At 69.2% G+C, this 23,111-nt stretch carries 27 protein-coding genes; 16 read left to right on the forward strand and 11 right to left on the reverse strand.

The window, feature by feature from the left end; genetic code table 11:
* Genes H4N58_RS11975 through H4N58_RS11990 form a run of 4 tightly spaced genes read left to right on the forward strand, consistent with a single transcriptional unit; the run spans position 1 to position 4,040 of the window.
* Entirely contained in the window at positions 1 to 720 is a 720-nt protein-coding gene (locus tag H4N58_RS11975; RefSeq protein ID WP_243845093.1) for an ABC transporter ATP-binding protein, read from the forward strand.
* Positions 721 to 730: 10 nt separating this feature from the next.
* Positions 731 to 1,621, forward strand: coding sequence for a branched-chain amino acid ABC transporter permease (locus H4N58_RS11980; RefSeq protein WP_243845092.1), 891 nt, complete (start codon positions 731 to 733; stop codon positions 1,619 to 1,621).
* Entirely contained in the window at positions 1,621 to 2,709 is a 1,089-nt protein-coding gene (locus H4N58_RS11985) for a branched-chain amino acid ABC transporter permease (RefSeq protein ID WP_167250545.1), read from the forward strand. The genes H4N58_RS11980 and H4N58_RS11985 overlap by 1 nt, the downstream gene beginning before the upstream one ends.
* A 5-nt stretch (positions 2,710 to 2,714) precedes the next feature.
* Positions 2,715 to 4,040 carry an ABC transporter substrate-binding protein gene (locus H4N58_RS11990; protein WP_167250543.1) on the forward strand — a complete coding sequence of 442 codons (1,326 nt, stop codon included), beginning with the start codon at positions 2,715 to 2,717 and terminating at the stop codon, positions 4,038 to 4,040.
* A gap of 68 nt (positions 4,041 to 4,108) precedes the next feature.
* Here H4N58_RS11990 and hflX read toward each other — a convergent pair whose 3' ends face one another.
* Together hflX and dapF are read right to left on the reverse strand one after the other, a co-directional pair.
* Complete coding sequence (gene hflX, locus H4N58_RS11995) at positions 4,109 to 5,515, reverse strand: GTPase HflX (RefSeq protein WP_167250540.1); 1,407 nt, start codon at positions 5,513 to 5,515, stop codon at positions 4,109 to 4,111.
* Between the two features lie 31 nt (positions 5,516 to 5,546).
* Positions 5,547 to 6,371, reverse strand: a complete 825-nt coding sequence (dapF, locus tag H4N58_RS12000) for a diaminopimelate epimerase (protein ID WP_167003352.1) — start codon at positions 6,369 to 6,371, stop codon at positions 5,547 to 5,549.
* A 205-nt stretch (positions 6,372 to 6,576) separates the two neighbouring features.
* Between dapF and H4N58_RS12005 the strand changes: the two genes are divergently transcribed.
* Genes H4N58_RS12005 through H4N58_RS12015 form a run of 3 tightly spaced genes read left to right on the forward strand, consistent with a single transcriptional unit; the run spans position 6,577 to position 8,269 of the window.
* Positions 6,577 to 7,152: a TetR/AcrR family transcriptional regulator gene (locus tag H4N58_RS12005; protein ID WP_167250537.1), complete on the forward strand. Its 576-nt coding sequence runs from the start codon at positions 6,577 to 6,579 to the stop codon at positions 7,150 to 7,152.
* A gap of 23 nt (positions 7,153 to 7,175) precedes the next feature.
* Positions 7,176 to 7,817, forward strand: a complete 642-nt coding sequence (locus tag H4N58_RS12010; protein ID WP_167003357.1) for a TetR family transcriptional regulator — start codon at positions 7,176 to 7,178, stop codon at positions 7,815 to 7,817.
* Positions 7,814 to 8,269: an SRPBCC family protein gene (locus H4N58_RS12015; protein ID WP_167004869.1), complete on the forward strand. Its 456-nt coding sequence runs from the start codon at positions 7,814 to 7,816 to the stop codon at positions 8,267 to 8,269. Before H4N58_RS12010 ends, H4N58_RS12015 begins: the two co-directional genes overlap by 4 nt.
* Here the strand turns inward: H4N58_RS12015 and miaA are convergent.
* Positions 8,266 to 9,180: a tRNA (adenosine(37)-N6)-dimethylallyltransferase MiaA gene (gene miaA / locus H4N58_RS12020; protein WP_182397092.1), complete on the reverse strand. Its 915-nt coding sequence runs from the start codon at positions 9,178 to 9,180 to the stop codon at positions 8,266 to 8,268. The genes H4N58_RS12015 and miaA overlap by 4 nt on opposite strands.
* A 65-nt stretch (positions 9,181 to 9,245) precedes the next feature.
* Between miaA and H4N58_RS12025 the strand changes: the two genes are divergently transcribed.
* Together H4N58_RS12025 and H4N58_RS12030 are read left to right on the forward strand one after the other, a co-directional pair.
* Positions 9,246 to 9,530: an antitoxin gene (locus H4N58_RS12025; RefSeq protein ID WP_167003360.1), complete on the forward strand. Its 285-nt coding sequence runs from the start codon at positions 9,246 to 9,248 to the stop codon at positions 9,528 to 9,530.
* Between the two features lie 327 nt (positions 9,531 to 9,857).
* Complete coding sequence (locus tag H4N58_RS12030) at positions 9,858 to 10,994, forward strand: bifunctional 2-polyprenyl-6-hydroxyphenol methylase/3-demethylubiquinol 3-O-methyltransferase UbiG (RefSeq protein WP_167250535.1); 1,137 nt, start codon at positions 9,858 to 9,860, stop codon at positions 10,992 to 10,994.
* 23 nt (positions 10,995 to 11,017) lie between these two features.
* Here H4N58_RS12030 and H4N58_RS12035 read toward each other — a convergent pair whose 3' ends face one another.
* Positions 11,018 to 11,704, reverse strand: a complete 687-nt coding sequence (locus tag H4N58_RS12035) for a hypothetical protein (RefSeq protein ID WP_167250533.1) — start codon at positions 11,702 to 11,704, stop codon at positions 11,018 to 11,020.
* A gap of 48 nt (positions 11,705 to 11,752) precedes the next feature.
* Here H4N58_RS12035 and H4N58_RS12040 point away from each other — a divergent pair, with 48 nt between their 5' ends.
* Together H4N58_RS12040 and H4N58_RS12045 are read left to right on the forward strand one after the other, a co-directional pair.
* On the forward strand, positions 11,753 to 12,223 hold the full coding sequence (locus tag H4N58_RS12040; RefSeq protein WP_167250531.1) for an NUDIX domain-containing protein: 471 nt from the start codon (positions 11,753 to 11,755) through the stop codon (positions 12,221 to 12,223).
* A 45-nt stretch (positions 12,224 to 12,268) separates the two neighbouring features.
* A complete protein-coding gene (locus H4N58_RS12045; protein ID WP_167250529.1) occupies positions 12,269 to 12,487 on the forward strand; it encodes an antitoxin in 219 nt (72 codons plus the stop codon).
* Positions 12,488 to 12,490: 3 nt separating this feature from the next.
* Here H4N58_RS12045 and miaB read toward each other — a convergent pair whose 3' ends face one another.
* Positions 12,491 to 13,990: a tRNA (N6-isopentenyl adenosine(37)-C2)-methylthiotransferase MiaB gene (miaB, locus tag H4N58_RS12050; RefSeq protein WP_167250527.1), complete on the reverse strand. Its 1,500-nt coding sequence runs from the start codon at positions 13,988 to 13,990 to the stop codon at positions 12,491 to 12,493.
* Positions 13,991 to 14,197: 207 nt separating this feature from the next.
* Here miaB and H4N58_RS12055 point away from each other — a divergent pair, with 207 nt between their 5' ends.
* The 4 genes from H4N58_RS12055 to H4N58_RS12070 all read left to right on the forward strand — a co-directional run bounded on the left by H4N58_RS12055 (position 14,198) and on the right by H4N58_RS12070 (position 17,591).
* A complete protein-coding gene (locus tag H4N58_RS12055) occupies positions 14,198 to 14,926 on the forward strand; it encodes an amino acid ABC transporter ATP-binding protein (RefSeq protein ID WP_167004872.1) in 729 nt (242 codons plus the stop codon).
* A gap of 118 nt (positions 14,927 to 15,044) precedes the next feature.
* Positions 15,045 to 15,947: a glutamate ABC transporter substrate-binding protein gene (locus tag H4N58_RS12060; protein ID WP_167003372.1), complete on the forward strand. Its 903-nt coding sequence runs from the start codon at positions 15,045 to 15,047 to the stop codon at positions 15,945 to 15,947.
* A gap of 79 nt (positions 15,948 to 16,026) precedes the next feature.
* The gene (locus tag H4N58_RS12065; RefSeq protein ID WP_167003374.1) at positions 16,027 to 16,674 is read left to right on the forward strand and encodes an amino acid ABC transporter permease; all 648 of its coding nucleotides are present in this window, start codon (positions 16,027 to 16,029) and stop codon (positions 16,672 to 16,674) included.
* Positions 16,671 to 17,591, forward strand: a complete 921-nt coding sequence (locus tag H4N58_RS12070) for an amino acid ABC transporter permease (RefSeq protein WP_167003376.1) — start codon at positions 16,671 to 16,673, stop codon at positions 17,589 to 17,591. Before H4N58_RS12065 ends, H4N58_RS12070 begins: the two co-directional genes overlap by 4 nt.
* A gap of 18 nt (positions 17,592 to 17,609) precedes the next feature.
* Here the strand turns inward: H4N58_RS12070 and H4N58_RS12075 are convergent, their stop codons facing one another.
* From H4N58_RS12075 to H4N58_RS12085, 3 genes are read right to left on the reverse strand one after another with little or no spacing between them, the layout of a single operon-like run.
* On the reverse strand, positions 17,610 to 17,912 hold the full coding sequence (locus H4N58_RS12075; protein WP_167003378.1) for a hypothetical protein: 303 nt from the start codon (positions 17,910 to 17,912) through the stop codon (positions 17,610 to 17,612).
* 34 nt (positions 17,913 to 17,946) lie between these two features.
* Positions 17,947 to 18,411 carry a hotdog fold domain-containing protein gene (locus H4N58_RS12080; protein WP_167003379.1) on the reverse strand — a complete coding sequence of 155 codons (465 nt, stop codon included), beginning with the start codon at positions 18,409 to 18,411 and terminating at the stop codon, positions 17,947 to 17,949.
* Between the two features lie 22 nt (positions 18,412 to 18,433).
* Positions 18,434 to 18,979: a GNAT family N-acetyltransferase gene (locus H4N58_RS12085; RefSeq protein WP_167003381.1), complete on the reverse strand. Its 546-nt coding sequence runs from the start codon at positions 18,977 to 18,979 to the stop codon at positions 18,434 to 18,436.
* Between the two features lie 35 nt (positions 18,980 to 19,014).
* Here H4N58_RS12085 and H4N58_RS12090 point away from each other — a divergent pair, with 35 nt between their 5' ends.
* The gene (locus H4N58_RS12090) at positions 19,015 to 20,406 is read left to right on the forward strand and encodes a CapA family protein (RefSeq protein ID WP_167250525.1); all 1,392 of its coding nucleotides are present in this window, start codon (positions 19,015 to 19,017) and stop codon (positions 20,404 to 20,406) included.
* Positions 20,407 to 20,436: 30 nt separating this feature from the next.
* Here H4N58_RS12090 and H4N58_RS12095 read toward each other — a convergent pair whose 3' ends face one another.
* The 3 genes from H4N58_RS12095 to recA are packed head-to-tail and all read right to left on the reverse strand — an operon-like array spanning position 20,437 to position 23,087.
* Complete coding sequence (locus H4N58_RS12095; protein WP_167250523.1) at positions 20,437 to 21,375, reverse strand: M28 family metallopeptidase; 939 nt, start codon at positions 21,373 to 21,375, stop codon at positions 20,437 to 20,439.
* 27 nt (positions 21,376 to 21,402) lie between these two features.
* Positions 21,403 to 21,990 (reverse strand): regulatory protein RecX, encoded by a 588-nt coding sequence (locus tag H4N58_RS12100; protein ID WP_167003387.1) that lies wholly within the window; start codon positions 21,988 to 21,990, stop codon positions 21,403 to 21,405.
* Positions 21,991 to 21,992: 2 nt separating this feature from the next.
* Positions 21,993 to 23,087 carry a recombinase RecA gene (gene recA, locus H4N58_RS12105; protein WP_167003388.1) on the reverse strand — a complete coding sequence of 365 codons (1,095 nt, stop codon included), beginning with the start codon at positions 23,085 to 23,087 and terminating at the stop codon, positions 21,993 to 21,995.
* Between the last annotated feature and the right edge of the window lie 24 nt (positions 23,088 to 23,111).

The following is a 23,111-nucleotide window of genomic DNA, read 5'->3' on the forward strand; positions in this document are numbered from 1 at the left end:
GTGCTCACGATCGCCAACCTCACCACCACGTACGGGCCGGTCCGTGCTCTCGACGCCGTCGACATGACGGTCGAGACCGGACGCATCACGGCGGTGCTCGGCGCCAACGGTGCCGGCAAGACCTCGCTGCTGCGGACCGTGTCCGGGCTCGTCCGCCCGACGTCGGGAACGATCACGCTCGACGGCACCGACATCACCGGCGCGCCCGTCGAGTCGATGGTGCACCGCGGGATGGCCCACGTCCCCGAGGGCCGCGGCGTCATCGCCGAGCTCACCGTGGAGGAGAACCTTCGCCTCGGCGCCCGCGGCGCAGCCAAACGTCCGGACGACGTGCCGGCTCCGGTCCGCTCGCTCGACGACGCCTATCAGCTGTTCCCCGTGCTCGGCGACCGCCGCAGCGCGCAGGCGCACACGCTGTCCGGCGGCGAGCGTCAGATGCTCGTCATCGCACGTGCCCTGCTGTCGCGGCCGACGCTACTGCTCCTCGACGAGCCCTCGCTGGGTCTCGCTCCGCGGATCGTGGCGCAGATCTTCGATCTGATCCGCCGCCTGGTCGCCGACTCCGGCCTCACGGTGCTCCTCGTCGAGCAGAACGCCCGCAGCGCCCTGTCCATCGCGCACACCGGTGTCGTGCTCAACCTCGGCAAGGTCGTCGTGACCGAGTCCGCCGAGGTCCTGCGCAACGACGCCGCGCTCCGTCACTCATACCTCGGGTTCTGAGGAGGAGACCATGACCGACGACATCCAAAAGCTCGTCAACGTCCTGCTCAACGGACTCACCCAGGGCATCGTGATCGCCGCGTTCGCGCTCGCCCTCGTGCTGATCTTCCGGTCGACCCGGATCATCAACTTCGCTCAGGGCTCGCAGGCGATGTTCACCACCTACATCGCCCTGGCGCTGCTCAACCAGGACTTCCCCTACTGGGCTGCATTCGCGGGCGCGCTCGCCGCCGGCTTCGTGATCGGCGCCCTGCTCGAGCGGGTCGTCATCCGACCGCTCGAGGACGGCATGGAGCTCAACATCGTCATCGCGACCCTCGGTCTGTACGTGGCGATCCAGGCGCTGGCCGCGATCCTGTTCGGGTCCGACTACCAGTCGTTCCCGTCGCCCTTCGGCATGGCCGGGTTCCAGGCCGGCGACCTCAACCTCGCGCTCACGCCGACCAGCATCTTCGTCGTCTGCACGGTCGGTGTCGTCGTCGTCGGACTCACGCTGCTGTTCCAGAAGACGCAGCTCGGGCTCACGATGCGCGCGGCGGCCTTCGACGGCGAGGTCTCACGCATCCTCGGGATCAAGGTCTCGCACCTGCTCACCTTCGGGTGGGCGCTGGCCGGTCTCGTCGGGTCGGTCGCCGGGATCCTCGTGGCGACGGGCACCTTCATCTATCCGAGCTACATGGAGACGTTGATCGCGTTCGGGTTCATCGCCGCGGTCATCGGCGGGCTCGACAGCCCGGTCGGCGCCGTCGTCGGTGGCCTCCTGCTCGGCGTGGTCAACTCCGTCGTCTCCGGGTACGTGGCCTCCGGACTCGTCACGATGGCCGCGTTCGTCCTCTTGATCGTCGTCCTGCTGCTCAAGCCCGGGGGTCTCTTCTCCAGCACGAAGGCCAGGAGGGTCTGATGACGACCGATGCCGCCACGAGGCCCGCAAAGCGCCTGCTCGATCTCAACCTCACGCGCAGCCTGCTGATCAGCGTCGCCGTCCTGCTCCTCGGCGTTCTCCTGCTGGAGTCCACCGACCGCTACACCAACACCCAGCTCTCCTCGCTCGCCTACTACGCCATCGCGGCGATCGGCCTGACCGCTCTCACAGGGCTCAACGGTCAGATCTCGCTCGGCCACGGGGCGCTGATGGCCGTCGGCGCCTACACGACGGCGCTGATGCTCGACACCGAGACTCCGCTGCCGTTCCCCGTCGTCGCGCTGGCCGCGGTCGTCGTGACGTCGCTCGTCGGGTTCGTCGTCGGCATCGGCGCGGCACGTCTCCACGGGCCGTACCTCGCCGGTGCCACGCTCGCGCTGGCCGTCGCGCTGCCGAGCGTCGCGCTCTACTTCAAGGGCACCTTCAACGGGGAGGTCGGACTCACCGTCGTCCAGCCACGGCCGCCGGAGTGGTTCGTGTCGTTCATCGACGCGGTGTCGGGCGAGTTCGTGACGTCGACGAAGTACGTCGCCTACCTCGGCCTGTTCTGCTTGGTCGTCGCCCTCTTCTTCGCGCTCAACCTGCGCCGTTCCAAGATCGGGCGCCACTGGCGCGCGGTCCGCGACCAGGAGGTCGCGGCGGAGATCGCCGGCATCAACCTCGGCCGTACCCGCGTGCAGGCGTTCGTCATCAGCGCCGCGTACGCCGGGCTGGCCGGCGCCGTCATGGCGATCGTTGCGCGGCTCGCCGCGCCGGGCTCCTTCTCAATCGTCCTCTCGCTCTCGCTGCTCACCGCCGCGGTGATCGGTGGGCTCGGCAGCATCACCGGAGCGTTCATCGGCGCTGCGGTGCTGGTCTTCCTGCCGCCGTGGGTGACCTCGATGTCGACCGGGCCGGGCGGCCTGTCGGACACCCAGGCCGCTCAGATGTCGCCGTTGATCTACGGCATCGTCCTCGTCCTCGTGATGCTCCTCGCACCTGGAGGAGTGATGGGGACCCTCTCGACGGCATGGCGGCGAGCACGCCTGCGCCGTCTCCACCCCGCAACACCCACCCAGAAGGGATGAGATCCATGGCTCATCAGCCCAAGCCGGCGCGCAGGAGTCGCCGACTCGTACTCGGGGCGGCACTCGCCGCCTCCGCACTGGTCGTCGCCGCGTGCGGTGGCGGTGATGACGACGGCGGCTCGACCGATGTCGGCCTCACCGAGGACTCGATCAAGATCGGCGGTCACTTCCCGCTCACGGGTGTCGCAGCGCCCGGCTACAGCGAGATCCCGCTCGGTCACAAGGCCTACTACGACTTCGTCAACGCCAACGGCGGCGTCGGCGGCCGTGACATCGAGTTCATCGCCAAGGACGACGGCTACAACCCGGCCAAGACGTCCGAGGTCGTCAACGAGCTGGTCCTCAACGACGAGGTGTTCGCGATCGTCGCCGGCCTGGGCACGCCGACCCACCAGGCGGTGACGAACTTCCTCAACGCCGAGGGTGTGCCTGACCTGACGGTCTCGTCCGGGTCGCTCCTCTGGGACAACCCCGAGGAGCTGCCGATGACCTTCGGGTGGCAGCCCGACTACGAGTCCGAGGGCAAGGTCATCGGCCAGTACATCGCCGAGAACATGCCCGACGCCAAGGTCGGCATCTTCGGCCAGGACGACGAGCTCGGCGAGGACGGCACCCGCGGCCTCGAGCAGTTCATCGACGACCAGATCGTCGCCCAGGTGAAGTACGTCCCCGGCAACACCGACGTCGGCCCGCAGATCGCCGAGCTGCAGAAGTCGGGCGCGGATGTCGTCGTGGGCTTCAACGTCCCGTCCTACACCGCACTCTCGCAGCTGGTGTCGATGAAGCTCAACTTCAAGCCGACCTGGTTCTACACCAACGTCGGCTCCGACTCGGGGCTCGTCGGCTCGCTCCTCGAGGAGTTCTCGCAGGGCGCCGTCAAGGGCGCGAGCCCGTTGGCCGGTGTCTACACGACCACCTACATGCCGCAGGCCTCCGAGCCGGAGAACGACTGGACGAAGCTGTGGCAGAAGGTCTGGGACGAGTACGGTGATGGATCGCCGCTGACCAACTACAAGGTGTACGGCATGTCGCAGGCGTTCACGCTCGTCGACGCGCTGCAGCGGACGGGCGACGACCTGAGCCGTGAGTCCATCGTGGAGACCTTCGAGCAGGACGGTGCGGACCTCGGTGGCCCGAACTACGTGCCGTTCCGCTATTCCGAGGACCGCCACGCGGGCATCGGCGGCCTGAAGCTCGTCGAGATCCAGGCCAACGGCACGACCGCCGACAAGACCCCGGTCCTCCAGACCGACGTCGGTGACGCGCCGATCGAGGAGTACACCGGAGACGCCAGCACCCCGCCGTCGTCCGGCATTCCTGGGAAGGACTAGCCCTGGAGGCCTAGCCCCGACCGTACGGGCGCCGACTCACCTGCGGGTGGGTCGGCGCCCGTCGCGTGTCAGGCGTACTGGGCCAGTGCGCCGGCGAGCTCGTCGTGCACGCGGGCGACGATGTGGGTGCCGTCGGGCGTGTGCTCGAGCGAGTCGATCTCGCCGTGCAGGTGGATCTGGTTGAGCAGGTCTCCGCGCTCGTACGGCAGCACGACGTCGACCTTCGCCGCGGGCGTCGGCAGGTCGGCCTCGACCGCGCTGAGCAGCTCGTCGATGCCCTCGCCGGTGCGGGCCGACACCACGACGGCGTGCGGCTCGCGTGCAAGGAGGCGCGACAGGACCAGCGGGTCGGCGGCGTCGGCCTTGTTGATGACGATGATCTCGGGCACTCCGAGGGCGTCGATGTCGGCGAACACCTCGCGCACCGCGTTGATCTGGCCCTCGGGATCGGGGTGCGACCCGTCGACGACGTGCAGGACGAGGTCGGCGTCAGCGACCTCCTCCAGCGTCGAGCGGAACGCCTCGACCAGCTGGTGAGGGAGGTGGCGGACGAATCCGACGGTGTCCGACAGCGTGTACTCGCGGCCGTCGGAGGTCTCCGTACGACGCGTCGTCGGGTCGAGCGTTGCGAACAACGCGTCCTCGACGAGGACGCCCGCCCGCGTCAGGCGGTTGAGCAGGCTCGACTTGCCGGCGTTGGTGTAGCCGGCGATCACGACGGCCGGCACCTGGTGGCGTTGGCGGTTCGCCCGCTTGGTGTCGCGGGTCTTGCGCATCTCGCCCATCTCGCGGCGGAGCTTGGCGATGCGGTCGTTGATGCGACGCCGGTCGGTCTCGATCTTGGTCTCACCAGGACCACGCGAGCCGATGCCGCCGCCGTCGCCGCCGACACGTCCACCGGCCTGGCGCGAGAGGTTGCCACCCCAGCCGCGCAAGCGCTGCTTCATGTACTGCAGCTGCGCCAGCTCGACCTGGGCGCGCCCCTCACGCGACTTTGCGTGCTGGGCGAAGATGTCGAGGATCAGGGCGGTACGGTCGACCACCTTGACCTTGGTCTTGTCCTCCAGGTTGCGCAGCTGGCTCGGGGCGAGCTCGCCATCGCAGATCACCGTGTCGGCGCCGGTCACGCGCACGATCTCGGCGAGCTCGTCAACTTTGCCTCGGCCGATGTAGGTCGCCGGGTCAGGACGCTGACGCCGCTGGACCAGTCCGTCCAGGACCTCGGACCCGGCGGTCTCGGCCAGGAGCTTGAGCTCGGCGAGCGAGTTCTCGGCGTCGGTCGCGGAACCGTCGGTCCACACCCCGACCAGGACGACGCGCTCGAGGCGCAGCTGCCTGTATTCGACCTCGCTGATGTCCTCGAGCTCGGTCGACAGCCCGGCGATCCGGCGCAACGAGTTGCGGTCGGCAAGGTCGAACTGGTCGCCGTCGTGGGTCTCGGCGTGGTCTGTCTCGGTACGTTCGTGTGCAGTCATCTGTTCCTTGCAACGTCGGCAGTGCGGTCGATCATCCCAGCCACGTCAGATCGCCGCGAGCGATTATGAGTGCCGGACCGGCAAGAACAGCGTGCCCGTCAGCCCGCCAGGTCACGCGTAGCGTGCCACCGGGCACGTCCACCCGGTACGTCACCTCTCCATCCCGTACGGGATCGGCGCCGTCGGCCGAGGCGCTCGCCAGGGCGGCAGCCACCGCACCCGTGCCGCAGGAGCGGGTCTCCCCCGCTCCGCGCTCGTGCACCCGCATCGCCACGTGCCGCGGGCCGCGTCGGGCGACGAACTCGATGTTGACACCTTCGGGATAGACAGAGGCGTCATATTCGGGCTCCGCCAGCAGCGTCCCTGCCTCATCGAGCTCGCCGACGAACGCGACCGCGTGCGGGTTGCCGACATCGACATGCCGCGCTGTCCGAGCGACCCCCTCGGCCACGACCTTCGACTCGCCCAGCAGACGAGGCGTGCCCATGTCGGCAGCGATCGTCCCGTCGGGCGCGTACGTCACGACCTTGATGCCGTCGCGGGTGGCCACCGGCACCGGGTGGGACGGATCGACCAGTCCAGCGTCGGCGAGGTAATGGGCGAACACCCGCACCCCGTTGCCGCACATCTCCGCGATCGACCCGTCCGCGTTGCGGTAGTCCATGAACCACTCTGCGTCGGCATCCGTCGCGCGCACGGCACGCAGCACACCGTCAGCACCGATCCCCCGGCGCCGGTCGCACAGCGCGGCCACGAACGACGCGTCGAGCACACCATGCACCGTCCCGTCCGGGTCGGGCAGGATCACGAAGTCGTTCTCGGTGCCGTGGCCCTTGAGCCACGCGAAGGTCCTCACCCCGCAAGTCTAGGTGCCCCGCCTCTGGCCCCGCGGAACGCTGTCCCTGCACACGCATCCCTGTGGACCGACGCCGCCGCCGGCGCGCGCTGGGGATGACGGAAGGGTCTGACCAAAACAGGCGCACGCTGTTCGCGTACGCCGTACGTGACTTTTGGACGGACCCTGCTCCTCTCCCGCCGACCCCAGAGGACGTGACGCCACGATGAATCGTGCCGAGATCGTCGACATCGCCAGCCAGATGGTCGCCGAGGGTGGCTGGAAAGCGCTCACTGTCCGCGCTGTCGCGGCGCGCGCCGAGATCGCCGTCGGAACGCTCCGCCACTACTTCGCTACCCAGGCCGAGCTGTTCTCGGCGGTCGGCCGTCGGCTCAACCCTGTCGATTTCGGTCTGGCTGACGTCGACCCCTCGCTCGTCGCGGCCGATGCCAAACTCCTCGCGGTGCTTCGCCAGATCCTCCCGCCGGTGTCGACCGAGCGAGACGCGATCATCGGGTGGTTCTTGACGCACGCCGAGGCGTACGGGCCTCAGGCTTGGGTGGAGATGGAGGACCTGCTCGTGGAGCGGAGCATGTGGCTGCGCGTCGACGTGGAGAAGACGCTGAACGCGATCGAGCGAGAGGGCGGGCGCCGAACGGAGCGCGACGTGAAGCACCAGGCGACGCTGCTGATCGCCGTCATCAGCGGTCTGCGTGCGCTCTTGCTGACCGATGAGGCGGTGTGGGACGACGATGCGGTCCACGTGCTCAAGGACGTCGTGCGAAGTCTCATCGTCGCGTGACGTCGTCGCGATAAGGTGCCCCGGTGCACGACTCCGACGACGCCGTCACGCGTCACGAGCAGAAGGAGCGCACCCGGCAGGCTCTCCTCGACGCCGCGCTCGAGCTCACCGACGAGCACGGATTCGCCGGGGTCAGCCTGCGACAGGTCGCGCGGCGTGCTGGCGTCGTCCCGACCGCGTTCTACCGACACTTCGCCACTATGGAGGAGCTCGGCCTGGCCCTCGTGGACCAGTCGTTCGACACCCTGCGCGGCATGATGCGCCTTGCACGCCAGGACCCCCAGACGTACGCCGACGTGATCACCGCCTCGGCATCGATCATCGTCGAGCAGGTCCAACTGCACCGGTCGCACTTCGCGTTCGTCGCCCGCGAGCGGTTCGGCGGGGTACCGGCGGTCCGCCACCGCATCCGTGACGAGCTGCGCCTGTACGTGAGCGAGCTGGCCATCGACCTGCGGACGTTCCCGCACCTCGACACGTGGAACGACGCGGACGTGCGGACGGCGTCACAGCTGTTCGTCAACATCATGGTGTCGACGGCGGAGCAGATCATCGAGTCGCCGGACCGGCCCGAGGTGCTCGAGCAGATCGAGACCGAGGCGCGCCGTCAGATGCGACTGATCGTCCTGGGGTATGCCGGATGGCGGTCGGAGCCACCGACATGACCGTGACCGTACGCTCCGACGGCACGGGTCACCTCGCGGGGACGCTGCACGTGGACGCACCCGTCCAGGCGGTGTGGGAGTACGTGACGGCATGGGAGCGCCAGAGCGAGTGGATCCCCGCAACCCGGGTCCGTACCGACGGCGACCTGATTGTCGCCCGCACGGGGCTCGGGCCGTTCGGCTTCGACGACCCGATGCGCGTGACCTCGTGGGACCCACCACACCGCTGCGACGTCGAGCACCTCGGGCGGGTCGTGTCCGGCACCGGGACATTCGTCTGCAGCCCCGACGCGACGGGCACGGGCACCGACTTCGGATGGTCTGAGGTGGTCCGCGTCCCCGGTGGTCCGTTCGCGCCGCTGCTCTGGCGAGTCGCGACACCACTGCTGCGCCTGTCGTACGCACACGCGCTGGGCCGTCTGCGTCGCCGTCTCGCGCGCGAGGCCCGTTAGCCCCCCACTACCGCGAGCGCCTGGTCAACGAGGTCCGGCGCGTCGTACGGCAGCCAGACGATCCGCGGGTCCTTGCGGAACCACGAGTCCTGCCGCCTCGCGAACTTCCGCGTCCCCCGCACGGTCGCCTCGCGGGCCTCGTCCTCGGTCATCGTGCCGTCGAGAAAGGCGAGCACCTGGGAGTAGCCGAGCGCGCGGCTCGCGGTGCGCCCGCCGGCCAACCCCTCGGCCACGAGCCTGCGCACCTCGTCGACGAGACCGGCTTCCCACATCAGGTCCACGCGCCGGGCGATCCGCTCGTCGAGCACGTCGCGTGGGACGTCGATGCCGAGGAGTCGCACGTCGTCGTAGTACGCGGTGTGGGCCGGCAGCGTTGCGGCGAACGGACGACCGGTGATCTCGACGACCTCCAGCGCACGTACGATCCGGCGACCGTTGGAAACGAGGATGCTGGTCGCGGCGTCGGGGTCGAGCGCGGCGAGCCGCCGGTGCATCTCCTCAGGACCCTGCTCGCGCAGCTCGGCCTCGAGCCGCGCCCGTACGGCCGGGTCTGTGCCGGGAAACTCGAACGCGTCCAGCACGGCGCGGACATACAGCGCGGAGCCGCCGACGAGCACCGGAGTAACACCCCGCCCCCGTACCTCTTCCAACGCGGCACGCGCCCACCGTTGGAACTCAGCGACCGTCGCCGGCTCGGTGACGTCCAGGATGTCGAGGAGGTGGTGCGGGACCCCACCCCGCTCGGCCTCCGCCAGCTTGGCCGTACCGACGTCCATGCCGCGGTAGATCTGGTAGGCGTCGACGTTCACCACCTCGCCCCTGACACGTTGCGCGAGTGCGACGGCGAGGTCGGACTTGCCGGCGGCGGTCGGACCGACCACTGCGACGACGGGAGGGCTCACGGCGACCATTCTGACTGACGTAGATTCGAACACACACATCACACCGCATCCGGCCACGGCAGGAAGAGATCGGCATGAGCAAGTTCGACGAGGCCTTCGAGAAGTTCAAGGACTCCAGCGAGGACCTGGCCCGTGAGATGAAGGAGCGCGCGAGCACGCTCGTCACCGAGAACGGCGACAAGATTGACGACGCGCTCGTGACGGTGCGCGACAAGGCCAAGGAACTGAGCAAGGGCAAGTACGACGACAAGATCGACAAGGCCCACGCCGTCGCGAAGGAGCAGATCCACAAGCTCGACAAGGACCCGGGCGACGGACCAGGGACGGGGACGACCCCACCCTCGCCCACCGGCACCTGACGAGGCGTCGGTCCGCTCGCGGTCAGCGCCTGGTGACGGTGCGGCTCGGCTTCGACACGCGAGCCAGCATCGGCGCAGTACAGCCCCGCGCGTCGCTCACCCGCACGCAGCTGCATCGCACGTCCGTGGCGATCGGCGAGCATCGTGTTGCCCGCCGCGCCGGTGACGGTGCGCTCAGGGAAGTCGACCGCCGTGCGGATCCCAGGTGGGGGTACGGCCGGCGCGGGGGTGGTAGGTGACCCGACGAGCAGGCCCGCGACGATGTTGTCCAGGTCACATCAGACAATGTGGATTGACCGTGCCCCGGGCGCCACCGGACCCTGAGGCATGGGCCAAGCGACAGGCGGGACTGCAGCCGACGGCGGAGCGACCGACGCGTTCGCCGGGCGGATCTTCGCATCCGTTCTCGGCGCGATGGACTGCCTGACAATCGCCCTCGGCGACAGGCTCAACCTGTACGACCTCCTGTCCGAGCACGGTCCGCTCCGCCCCTCGCAACTGGCCTCCCTCGCAGGGATCGATGCACGATACGCCCGCGAATGGCTCGAGCAGCAAGCAGTCGCGGGCCTCATTGCGGTCGCCGCTCCCTCCGACGACGGCGACACCCGCACGTACGGGCTCAGCGCCGCGCAGCGCGAGGTGCTGTGCGACCGGTCGCTCGAGTCATACCTCACTCCCGTCACCCAGATCGTCGCTGCCGCCGGCGCCCGGTTGCCCGAGCTCGTCGACGCCTATCGCAGCGGTGGCGGGGTCGCGTGGCGCGACTACGGCCCGCGCATGCGGCGCGGCCAGGCCGATGCCAACCGTGCGCTGTTCCTCACCTCACTCCCACAGGTGTGGCTGCCGTCGCTGCCAGAGCTCCACGCGCGCCTTACCGACGGCGCGCGTGTCGCGGACATCGGCTGCGGCGACGGCTGGTCCACGATCGGCATCGCCTCCGGCTATCCCGCGAGCACCGTCGACGGCTTCGACCTGGACGCCGACTCAGTCGCGGCCGCGCGAAGGAACGCCGACGCCCATGACGTCTCCGAACGGGTGGGCTTCCACCACGCTGACGCGGGATCCGTCGATGGGGCGTACGACTACACGCTGGTGACAGCCTTCGAGTGCATCCACGACATGCCAGACCCGGTGTCCGTGCTGGCGAGCATGCACGCGATGGCCGCTCCGGACGGGTGGGTGCTGGTCGTCGACGAGCGAGTGCCCGACGCGTTCAGCGGTCCCGGGGACCCCGTCGAGCAGCTGATGTACGGCTACTCGGTCCTCGTCTGCCTCCCCGACGGGATGTCACACCGCCCAACCCGCGCCACAGGGACGGTGATGCGGCTGGACGTGCTCCGCGGCTACGCCCGCGAGGCAGGCTTCGCCGACGTCGCAGTGCTGGCGATCGAGAACGATATGTTCCGCGTCTACCGGTTAGTGCAAAGTCCCCCACGTGGTGTTCCGGGGCCGCTCGGGCGGTAAGCCCGCCGCCAGCAAGTACGTGATCAAGCGGGGCGGCTCCATACGTCCTTTCGGCTCCAGACGGCGACCCAGTAGGCGACGCCGTACGGCGCCCCGTCATAGCGGAGTCGCGCCGCCCATCCTTCCGCCGCGTCGGCACGCACGGTCGCGGCGAGCGCTCGGAACGCCGGGGCGCCACTCGCCCACAGCGCGTCGGCGAGAGCGGGGTCCAGCGAGGCGAGGGCGTCGAGATCGACGCCGGCCAGCGCCGTACCGATCACCGCGTCGAAGGCGAGTGACCGCACATCCACGTGGCCCGGAGCCGATTCTTCTCGCTTCGCGGTGCCATCGGCGAGGACGAGCAACGCCGTACGGACGTGGCCGCCGAGGTCGATCGCGGTGCCCGTGGTCTCGCGGAAGGTACGCGGAAGCGTGACGCCCGCCGCGGAGAGCAACCACTCCCCCAGCGGCAGCGCGGACCCAGGCCGGACGTCGCTGGCGCCCGTATCGAGGCACTCGTACCCGAACGCCGAGAAGTCCGCGACCACCGAGTCGTATGCCTCCTTCCCAGGCCCGGGCGCCACGACCATGACCCTGTCGGCCACCCCCGCCGCCTCGCGCACGGCCTCGATCGCGGCGGCGCGCAGCGGCTCCAGCTCTCCCGCCGCGCCGGCAGCGATCTCGGGGACGAGCAACGGTGTCTGCGGGACCACGGCGACGGCGACGAGCACGTCACGAGGCTAACGCGACCGCCGCACACGCCGCCTAGAGTGCTGTGCATGAGACACGCGCTCGTCCCCGCCTCGTACGTGATGCTGCTCCGTGGCCCGCTGGGTGAGGAGGAGATCCTGCTGCACCTGCGGCAGAACACCGGCTTCCGCGATGGGTGCTGGGCGATGATCGCCGGCCACGTCCACGCGGACGAGTCCGTACGGACGGCGGCACAGCGCGAGGCGTACGAGGAGGCCGGTGTCTCGATCGCCCCCGACGCGTTGGAACCGCTGACGACGCTGCACCGGTGGGTCGAGGGCGGCCCCGCGCTCGAGCAGCGGGTCGACTTCTTCTGGATCGCGCGCGCCTGGGACGGAGAGCCCCGCATCGTGGAGCCCGAGAAGGCTGCTGACCAGCGGTGGTTCAGGCTGCGCGACCTCCCCCAGCCCGGGGTCGAGCACGAGATCGTGGTGATCGAGACCTACCTCCGCGGCCCGGTGCCGCCGATTCTCACGCTGACGTCGCACGCCGCACGGTGACGCCTAAGATTTGAGCAGATCACCACACTACGTACCGGGGGACCCATGGGACTGCTCGACAAGTTCAAGGACAACGCCGACGGCCTGAAGGACAAGGCTCAGGACCTGCTCAAGGAGCACGGCGACAAGATCGACCAGGGCATCGACAAGGCCGCCGACCTCGCCAGCGACAAGACCGGTGGCAAGCACGACGACAAGATCGACAAGGGCACCGACGCGCTCAAGGACGGGGTCGACAAGATCGACGGCGACCCGACGACCTGACGGTCAGCAGGCGCAGGCCGGCCCGTCGCTGACAGGCAGCGGAGCCGGCGCGCCGATGCTCGGCATGCCGAGCCCGACACCCGCCGCGACGGGTGCGGTGTTGCGGGCCTCCCACGCGTCGCCCGCACGCGTCCGGCGCACCGCGACCGGCGTCCCATCAGCCATCAGGTGGTGGGGCGCCGCCTTCGTGAGGACGACCTCCACGACGTCACCCGGCCGCACCTCGACACTGTCCGGCCTCGAGAAGTGCACGAGCCGGTTGTCGCGCGAGCGTCCGGTGAGACGGTGGGTGGCCTCGTCCTTCTTGCCGCCCTTGCCCGCGCTCGTGTCGGCGACGAGCAGCTCGACGGTCGTCCCGACGAGCGCCTTGTTCTCGTCCCACGCGATCTCGTTGACGAGCGCGACCAGCCGGTCGTACCGCTCCTGCACGACAGCCTTGGGCAGCTGCGCGTCCATGGTCGCGGCTGGCGTGCCGGGGCGCGGTGAGTACTGGAACGTGTACGCGGAGCTGAACCGCGCCTGACGGACGACGTCTAGCGTCTCGAGGAAGTCCTCCTCGGTCTCCCCCGGGAAGCCGACGATGATGTCGGTGGTGATCGCGGCGTCGGGCATCGCGGCGCGCACGCGCTCGATGATGCCGAGGAAGCGGTCCTTGCGGTACGACCGGCGCATCGCCTTCAGCACACGGTCGGACCCGGACTGCAGCGGCATGTGCAGCTGGGGCATGACGTTCGGCGTCTCGGCCATCGCCTCGATGACGTCGTCGGTGAACGCGGCGGGGTGCGGGGAGGTGAAGCGGACCCGCTGCAGGCCCTCGATCTCGCCGCATGCGCGCAGCAGCTTGCCGAACGCGAACCGGTCGCCGAACTCCACCCCGTACGAGTTGACGTTCTGGCCGAGCAGCGTGACCTCGACGACGCCCTCGGCGACGAGCGCCTCGATCTCGGCGAGGATCTCGCCCGGCCGACGGTCCTTCTCTTTGCCGCGCAGGCTCGGGACGATGCAGAAGGTGCACGTGTTGTTGCACCCGACGCTGATCGAGACCCACGCGGCGAACACCGACTCGCGCTTGGTCGGCAGCGTCGACGGAAACACCTCGAGCGACTCGAGGATCTCGACCTGGCTCTCCTCCTGGACCCGCGCGCGGTCGAGCAGCGCCGGCAGGGAGCCGATGTTGTGGGTGCCGAAGACCACGTCCACGTACGGGGCGCGCTTCGTGATGGTGTCGCGGTCCTTCTGGGCGAGGCAGCCGCCGACGGCGATCTGCATGCCCGGGTTCTCGCGCTTGATGCTGGCGATGTGGCCGAGCGTGCCGTACAGGCGGTTGTCGGCGTTCTCACGGACCGCGCACGTGTTGAACACGACGACGTCGGCGGGCTTCTCGGCCCCGCCGACGGGCGGTGCGGCGACATAGCCGGCGTCCTCGAGCAGGCCCGACAGGCGCTCGGAGTCGTGCACGTTCATCTGGCACCCGTAGGTGCGCACCTCATACGTCTTAGGCATAGCCCTCCCAGGGTACGGGGCCCGCCGTGGCTCCCGACACTCTCCTGGCAAGGGGTCACGTTCTGACAACAACCGAGAGGCCTGAGGGACGACGAGTTGGCCGCATCGCAGCGCTCACCGTACCTTTCTCACATGTCGGATGACTCGTACGACTCGGCCGCTGGCGTGCCATCATCCAGCGGATCCACTACCGCCACGGACACCTACATGGTCGCCATGGACGACGTCCAGAAGTGGTTCGGAGACCTCCACGTCCTCAAGGACATCAACCTTCACGTGACTCCTGGCGAGGTCGTGGTGGTGATCGGCCCGTCCGGTTCGGGCAAGTCGACGCTGTGCCGCGCGATCAACCGCCTCGAGCCGATCGACGAGGGAACGATCGCGATCGACGGCTCCGAGCTGCCTGCGGAGGGCCGCATGCTCGCCCAGCTGCGCGCCGACGTCGGCATGGTGTTCCAGTCGTTCAACCTCTTCGCACACAAGACGGTCCTCGAGAACGTGATGCTCGGGCCGGTCAAGGTTCGCAAGAAGTCGAAGGCCGACGCCGAGAAGCGCGCGATGGAGCTCCTGACGCGGGTCGGCGTCGAGTCGCAGGCCAACAAGTACCCTGCCCAGCTCTCAGGTGGGCAGCAGCAGCGCGTCGCGATCGCCCGCGCCCTGGCCATGGACCCGAAGGTCATGCTCTTCGACGAGCCCACCTCCGCCCTTGATCCGGAGATGATCAAGGAAGTCCTCGACACGATGGTCGCGCTGGCCAAGGGTGGCATGACGATGATCGTCGTCACCCACGAGATGGGCTTCGCTCGTACGGCCGCCGACCGCGTCGTCTTCATGGCCGACGGGCAGATCCTCGAGGAGGAGACTCCGCAGGAGTTCTTCGACAACCCGAAGACCGACCGTGCCAAGGACTTCCTCGCGAAGATCCTCAAGCACTGAGCCGGCGGGCCTCGGGGCCTGTGCTCGACTCCGATGCATGACCAGTCCGACACCGCTACGACCAGTTCAGGAAACGTACGACGGGTGCCGCACGGGCGCCGCTAGCAAGGGAGAAGTCATGAAGATCCGTAGGACCAAGATCGCGGTGATCGCCGCCGCAGCAGCGCTCACGCTCGCCGGGTGCGGCGATGCCGGCGACGACGGCGACAGCAGTGACGGCGGCAACGGCGGGTTCACCCCCGAGGTCGCCGAGGACGTGACGTTCGACGACGGCACCCGCATGGCGGAGCTCGCGGACGCCGGCACCGTGAAGATCGGCGTGAAGTACGACCAGCCGGGCATCGGCTTCAAGTCGGCCACGTCGGACACGCCGGTCGGGTTCGACCCCAACATGGGCAAGATCCTCGCCGCCCAGCTCGGCATCCCCGCCGACAAGATCGAGTGGGTCGAGACGATCTCGGACAACCGTGAGCCGTTCCTCCAGAACAGCACGGTCGACTTCGTCATCGCCTCGTACTCGATCACCGACGAGCGTCGCCAGGTCGTCGGCCAGGCAGGCCCGTACTACGTGACCGGCCAGCAGCTGCTCGTCGCGGCCGATGACGACTCGATCAACGGCCCGGACGACCTGTCCGGCAAGAAGGTCTGCTCGGTCACCGGCTCGACCTCGATCAAGACGGTCGAGGAGGAGTACGGCGCGACGCCGGCCGGCTTCGACACGTACTCGGAGTGTGTCGAGCAGCTCAAGACCGGCTCGGTCGACGCCGTGACCACCGATGGTGCGATCCTCGCCGGCTACGCCGCTGAGGATCCCGACGCCCTCAAGGTCGTCGGTGAGCCCTTCTCGGAGGAGCGCTACGGCATCGGCTACAACAAGGACCAGGCCGGCATGTGCGACTTCATCAACACGACGCTCGAGGGCGCGTTCGAGGACGGCGAGTGGGAGGCAGCGTTCGACGACACCCTGGGCAAGGGTGGCATCGACCTGCCGGAGACCCCGACTCTCGATCCCTGCCCGTGATCTCGACGGTGACGGGGTCGGCTCCGGCCGGCCCCGTCACCAGTCCTGTCCAACCCTCGACCTCGTGAGGAGGTGACACGTGGACGCTTTGACCGAGAACTGGGACATCATTCTCGAAGGCTTCCTCAAAACGCTGCAGCTGCTCGTCGGCGCGGGCGCGCTCGCGCTCGTCGTCGGCACCGTCATCGCGATGTTCCGCGTCAGCCCCGTACCGGTGCTGCGCCGTACGGGCGCGGTCTACGTGGCGATCTTCCGCAACAGCCCGCTCCTGGTGCTGCTGCTGATCACCTATTACGGCCTTCCGCAGCTCGGGATCAACCCGAGCTTCTACTGGAAGATCGTCCTCGCGATGGGTCTCTACACGGCCGCGTTCGTCGCTGAGTCGCTACGGTCCGGCATCAACGGCATCCCCCTCGGGCAGGCCGAGGCGTCGCGCTCCCTGGGCTTCACGTTCGGCCAGTCGATGACGCAGGTGGTCCTCCCGCAGGCCTTCCGCAACGTGGTCCCGCCGCTGGCCAGCGTCTTCATCGCCCTCACCAAGAACACCTCGCTCGCGATGTCGTTCGGCATCGCCGAGGCGGCGTTCCGGATGAAGGGCCTCATCAACGACTACGCCGCCGACCGCTGGACGATCTTCATCGGGATCGCCCTCGGCTACATCATCATCGTCGAGGCGATCTCTCTCGGGGCCGCCCTGCTCGAGCGACGCTGGAGGGCAGAGCGATGAGCCAGAGCACCGTCCTTTACGACACCCCGGGCCCCCGCGCGCGGCGCCTGTACCGCATCATCGGCGCCCTCACCGTCATCGGCCTCATCGTGCTCGGCTACGTGGTCGTCAACACGCTCGCCGACAACGGTCAGCTCGAGTACGAGGGGGTCTGGGAGCCCTTCGTCACCCCGGCCTTCCTCGAGATCCTCTGGGGTGGGCTGCTCGACACGTTGAGAGCGGCCGTCTTCGCCATCATCGGTGCCCTGATCTTCGGCGTCATCTTCGGGATCGGGAAGCTGTCGGAGCACCGCTTCGTCCGCTGGCCGTGCTGGCTCATCGTCGAGTTCTTCCGCGCCGTGCCGCTGCTGATCCTCATCGTCTTCCTCTGGTCGCTCTACTCACTCCAGCTCGACCGCTCGTTCCAAGCGCTCGTAATCGGGCTGGTGCTCTACAACGGCTCCGTGCTCGCCGAGGTGTTCCGCGCCGGCATCAACGCCGTCCCCAAGGGGCAGGCGGAGGCCGCGTACGCGCTGGGCATGCGCAAGTACCAGGTGATGGGGTCCATCCTCATGCCGCAGGCCGTCAAGATCATGCTGCCGTCGATCATCAGCCAGTGCATCGTCGCCCTCAAGGACACCTCGCTCGGCTTCGTCATCCTCGCCCCGGGCCTGACCACGGTCGGGCGGCAGATCTGGCGCCAGTTCGGCAACTACCTCGCGACCGCGCTGGTGCTGCTGGTGATCTACCTGGTCATCAACCTGCTGCTCGACTGGCTCGGGCGCTGGGTCGAGCGCCGCTACACCGGCGGCCGCAGGCTCGACGTCAGCGCGGTGGGCGTACTCGGCGAGCAGGAACGGTTGGCGCAGGCCCAGGTCGAGGCTGCGCGTCAGACCGCGACGATGGGCGGCTCCGGCGTCGGCGGCACGACCGGCTGAGTGCCAGTCGAGACCCGCTCAGCGCACGTATACGCTGCCGTCGAAGTTGAGCATGCCTGCCGACTCGAGCCCGATGGTGGTCTCGCTGTTCTCGTCGCCGTCGGCGTGGGTCTCCACGTCGACGGCGGCGATCTCGGCGAGCGGGATCGCGTGCACCGCGGCGGTGCGGATGCCGTTGCCCGAGCGATCGGTGAGCACCCCCTCCTCCAGGAACAGGTAGCCGCCGCGCAGGCCGAGGACCCTGGCGTATGGGTGCAGCTCACGGCTGCCGTCGACGCGGCGTACGGACAGGGTGCTGAAGGCGTTGGTCTCGCTGGTCACGGGCACAGTGTCGCACCCGCGGCCGAGCGCGGGTTCACTTCGACGGCTTCGGTGTGACCCAGAGGTGGATAACGCCCTCGACGACGCGCGTGCCGTCGTCGCGGGTGGCGTAGACGGTCACGTCGACCTCGGGCGCGTTCGCCCAGTCGGCGTCGGTGGTCTCGGCGACGCAGACGAGGTCGCTGGTCGACTTCGCGAGGTACGAGACGTCCATCCCCTTCGGAAGCCACCGGTAGCCCTCGGGCACGGTCGCCTCTGCGAGCAGCCCCATCGCGGCCTCGAGCCCGTTGCACACGGCGATGGCGTGGACGGTGCCGATGTGGTTCTGGACGCCCCAGCGCTTCGGCACGACGAGCTCGGCGCGGTGGGCACGCATCTCGCGCACCCGCGGGCGGACCGTACGGAAGTAGGGCGCCTTCAGCGAGAAGGCGAGACCGAACAGCCGGTCGCCCAGCGGGAGGGACGAGATGCGCGTGTAGAGGGCGAGCGTCTGGTTCATGGTCGGGACACTAGCAGGTTTGTTACTCATCGGTAACTGGTCCAGCGACGTGATCCCTCGAAGCACGGCACACGATCTGGGCGTACTCCTCCCCCGGCATCTGGATCCACTGCCGCTGCGCGAATCCGAGCTTGTCGAGCACCCGCAAGGACGCTGCATTGCGCGCATCCGGGCAGGCGACGAACCACCGTGCATCACGGTGGCCGGGGAGCACGACGTCACGCAGGTACGCCGCGAGCACCTGCGTCCCGAGCCCGCGCCCAACCTCGCGCGGATCTCCGATCAGGTAGTCGAACCCAACGGACCCCGGCAGCTGCACCCGTACGGCCAGGTCGTCGTCGGCGGCGACCGGGTAGTCCTGCAAGGAACCGACCGGCGCACCGTCGACCTCGACCACCCACATCCGGGTCGGATCGTCGCCACTCAAGCGCGCGCCGTACCACTTCCGCGCGTCGGGGACATCAGCCGGCGGGTCGCGGAACCACGCGAGCACGTGCGGCTCGTGCCGCCAGCCGACCAGCAGGCCGAGGTCGCTCTCGTCCATCGGACGGAAGACGATCGAGGGCATGGTCCGAGATTAGTGGCGCGTCTACCCTCGGGACCATGGGACGCACCGCGCTCCTCGTCGCCGGCCTCGTGCTCGCCGGCTGCACGCCCTCGCCGGTCGAGCCTGTCGAGACCCCGCCGGTCGAGCCCACCCCGCCGGTCGAGCGTGTCGAGACCCCCGAGACCCCCCGCATCCTCGTCACCCACCACCACTCCCCCTTGCGTGTGCTGTCCGCCGACGGCGCTGTACGGCTTCTCGGCTCGGGCTCCCTGTCCGGCCTGCGCCTGCTCACCGACCGCTCCGACGTCCCAGCCGCTCAGCGTCTCGGCGATGCCGCCGCCGTCGTTGCGCGAGTGAGGCGCGACCCGAACCTCATCGGCTACGTGCCTGTGTCGGCGGTCGACGAGACCGTCCGCCCCGTCCGGGTGGGCAGTGTCGACCCGCTGCGCGACCCTGCCGCCTACCCTTTGCGCAGCGAGGTCGCTCCGCCCGATCCGGACATCGTGACGCTCGCGATCACCGGCGACCTCATGCTCGGTCGCAGGGTCGGGGCTCATCTGCGCGAGGCCGGCGGCCCGACGACGGTGTTCCGCCCGTTCCTGAAGCGGCTCGCGGCCGCCGACATCACCGTGGGCAACCTCGAGTCCACGCTGTCGCAGCGCGGCTCACCGACGCAGGGCGGTGACTCGTTCGGCGCGGACCCGAACGTGCGGGGCGCGTTGCGGGCGGCCGGGTTCGACGTGATCGGGCTCGCCAACAACCACGTCGGCGACTTCGGCGCGGCGGCGATGCGCGACACGTTCCGGCTGCTCCGCGAGGGTGGCCTCCCGTACGTCGGTGCGGGCAGGAACCGCGCGGAGGCCGAGCGTCCGCTGGTCGTCGAGCGTGGCGACACGTCGGTGGGTTTCCTCGCGGTCGACTCGATCGGCGAGAGCCCCGCCGCGACGGGGTCGTCTGCGGGGACAAGCCGGCTCGACATGCCGCCTCGTACCGGGCCGATGGACGAGGAACGCCTCGCGCGCCTCGCACGGCAGGTAAGGGCGCTTGCCCGCAAGGTCGACATCGTCATCGTGTTGACGCACTGGGGCACGCAGTACACGAACGTGCCCGAGCCATCCCAGCGCCGCGTCGCTCGCGTGCTCGCGCAGGCCGGCGCGGACGTGGTCGTCGGCGGCCATCCACACTGGCTGCAAGGGCTCGAGCAGGTCGGTGACACGCTTGTCGCACACTCGCTCGGCAACTTCGTGTTCGACATGGACCTCCAGCAGCGCACGCGTGAGGGGGCCGTCCTCGAGCTCGTGCTGTGGGACGGCGTCGTCAAGGGCGCCCAGCTCGTCCCGTACGTGATCGGCGACGACTTCACCCCGCGTCCCGTACGAGGAGGTCGGGCAGAGCGCATCCTCGCCACCGCGTGGGAGACCAGCCGCGGTCCTTACGCACTCCCCTGACTGCCCTCCGCCGGTCGAGTCCGCGGGAGCTCAGCGGAGCCAGCGCCAGGTGATCGAGGCGACGCGGCGCAGCTGCAGGTCGTCAACGGCGTTCGGCCGGTCGCCCTCGGAGTGGTAGCCGGCGTACGGGATGCTCCCGAGCCGTGCAGCGGGGACGTCAGCCTTCTCGTACGACCAGTGGTCGCTCGCACGGTCTTCGCACGTGGTCGTCGGGATGCCGCCTGCGGCGTCGACCAGCGCGCGCACGACGCGGCCGGTGCTCGTGCCGCCGTCGCACACCGGGACGGATCGTCCGCGCACTCCCACGCGGTCGAGCGACACCATCGCCCTTGTGGCGCGGCGCTCGGCCGCCGACATCTGCACAACGCGGTGCTGCGACCCGAAGTGGTGGAGGGCATCGCCAGGTCCGCGCGGCTCCTCCGCTCCGAACGCGACAAACCGCACCGGGAGGCGGGTCCCGTTCTCCATGGCGAGGCGTGCAAGCTCGCGGACGACGGCGACGCCCGACGCGTTGTCCTCAGCGCCTGGCGAGACCGCGACGGTGTCGAGGTGCGCGCCGACGACCAAGTGCGGCCGGGACGGCTCGAAGCCGGGCGGGTCCGCGATGACGTTGAGCGAACGTCCCGCCTCGACCGGTACGCCCCACGAGTCGCCTGCCGGCACGCGGAAGGACTCGTCGGTGATCGTGTAGCCGAGGCCGCTCAGCTCAGCACGGAACCAGTCGGCGGCCTCGTGGAAGGCGGGAGAGGTCGCGAGGCGCGGCCCGATCCGTACGGCGAGGTGGCGGATCGCGGTCCGCATCGAGGCGACGTCGACCGTCGGCGAGGTCTCGACGGGCTCGACCGACGGAGGTGGCGAGGTCTCGACGGACGGGGGCGGCGGTTCGGAGGTCGTCCGAGCGCCGTCGTCCACGCCCCCGCTGCACGCGCTCAGCAGCAGGAGCGCCGCACCTGCGACGACGCTGCGCATGGCCCCATGGTGGCACCACGCAGCGCCTCAGTCGTCCCAGTCGCCGGCGTCGAACGGGTCGACCTCAGCGCCGATCTCCTCGCGGACGATGCGGTAAGCCAGTCCGGGACCATATCCCTTGCGTCCGAGGACACCGACCAGCCGGCGGACCTTCACCTGCTCGTCGACGTTGCGGAGCGAGCGGAGCTTTTTGCGGACCAGCGCCCGCGCGACCTCCTCCTCGGAGGCGGGATCGATCGCGTCGATGGTATCGCGCACGATCTCGTCGTCGACGCCCTTGCGGCGCAGCTCGAGCGCGAGCGCGCGCCCGGAGAGCCCACGTATCTGCTGGCGCGACCGCACCCACAGCTGCGCGAACTCCTCGTCGTCGACAAGCCCGACCGCCTCGAACCGGTCGAGCATCCGCTCCGCGATCTCGTCCGGGACGTTGCGCCGCCCGAGCTGGGTCGCAAGCTCGGAGCGTGAGCGCGGTCGCTCGGCGAGGCGGTCGAGCAGGATCTTGCGGGCGATCGCCTCGTGGTCCGGCTCCGGCCCGAGATCACGATCGACCTCCGGCTCGACGTCGCGGCCGGGGCCTCGTCGGCGACGAGACCCCGCACCCTGCCTGCGGGCCATGCTCAGAAGTCGACCTCGACGACCTTGCCGGCCTTCTTGCCGCCCTTGGCATCAGCGACGACATCGGCCGGCTCGTCCACGACGGCACCGATGCCGAGGTGCTCCATGATCTTCTTCTCGAGCTCGTTGGCGAGGTCGGGGTTGTCGCGCAGGAAGTTGCGCGCGTTCTCCTTGCCCTGGCCGAGTTGATCGCCCTCGTAGGTGTACCAAGCGCCGGCCTTGCGGACGAAGCCCGCCTCGACACCGACATCGAGGAGACTGCCCTCGCGGCTGATGCCCTGGCCGTACATGATGTCGAACTCGGCCTGCTTGAACGGCGGGGCCATCTTGTTCTTGACGACCTTGCAGCGCGTGCGGTTGCCGACCATGTCGGTGCCGTCCTTGAGCGTCTCGATGCGTCGGACGTCGAGGCGGACGGAGGCGTAGAACTTGAGCGCCTTGCCGCCCGTCGTCGTCTCGGGCGAGCCGAACATCACGCCGATCTTCTCGCGGAGCTGGTTGATAAAGATCGCGGTCGTGCCGGCGCCGTGGATCGCACCGGTGAGCTTGCGCAGCGCCTGGCTCATGAGGCGGGCCTGCAGACCGACATGGCTGTCACCCATCTCGCCCTCGATCTCGGCGCGCGGCACGAGTGCGGCCACCGAGTCGATGACGATGATGTCGAGCGCCCCGGAGCGGATCAGCATGTCGGCGATCTCGAGCGCCTGCTCACCGGAGTCAGGCTGGGAGATCAGCAGCGCGTCGGTGTCGACGCCCAGAGCCTTGGCATAGTCGGGGTCGAGCGCGTGCTCGGCGTCGATGAACGCCGCGATGCCGCCGGCGCGCTGCGCGTTGGCCACGGCGTGGAGCGCGACCGTCGTCTTGCCGGAGGACTCCGGCCCGTAGATCTCGACGATGCGGCCGCGCGGGAGCCCGCCGATGCCGAGGGCGATGTCGAGCGAGATCGCCCCGGTGGGGATGACCTCGATCGGGATCTTGCCACGCTCACCGAGGCGCATCACCGATCCCTTGCCGTGCGAGCGCTCGATCTGCGCCATCGCCGCGTCGAGTGCCTTGTCGCGGTCCTTCGGTGCGCCCTTGCCGGGGTCAGCAGCCATCAGCGTGGTCCCTTCAACATTCGT

The sequence above is a fragment of the Mumia sp. ZJ1417 genome, from assembly GCF_014127285.1.
Classification (GTDB): domain Bacteria; phylum Actinomycetota; class Actinomycetes; order Propionibacteriales; family Nocardioidaceae; genus Mumia.